Genomic DNA, 406 nt, shown 5'->3' on the forward strand with positions numbered 1-406 from the left:
ACCCCCTTTGCCTGATGACCATAGCGAGTCGGTCCCACCCCTTCCCATCCCGAACAGGACCGTGAAACGACTCTACGCCGATGATAGTGCGGATTCCCGTGTGAAAGTAGGTAATCGTCAGGCTCCCCTCAAGCCAGAAACCCCCGCCCAACAGGCGGGGGTTTTTGCATTGGCGCGGCGGAAAGGCACTTGGCCGCGCGAAGTGCCATCCGGCATGAGCTTGGGGCGTGGAAAACGTCATCAGGCCGCTAGTCGAACTGATCGAACCCCGATATGTCTCCGGTGACCTGCCCCCGGTTTTAGTCCGAACTGCAGTTAGAGTCCGAGGTTAAAAACTGCTGTTTTGCATCGTGCGCCCGAGCGAACTGCGCAGGCGTCAGATAGCCGAGCGAACTATGAGGCCGCT

At 59.1% G+C, this 406-nt stretch carries 1 rRNA gene; it reads left to right on the top strand.

The window, feature by feature from the left end:
* Positions 1–10: 10 nt before the first annotated feature.
* Positions 11–123: ribosomal RNA gene (gene rrf, locus C4B30_RS35045) — 5S ribosomal RNA — on the top strand.
* Positions 124–406 lie beyond the last annotated feature (283 nt).

It is taken from the genome of Burkholderia sp. BE12, from assembly GCF_002959955.1.
Taxonomy (GTDB): Bacteria; Pseudomonadota; Gammaproteobacteria; order Burkholderiales; family Burkholderiaceae; genus Burkholderia.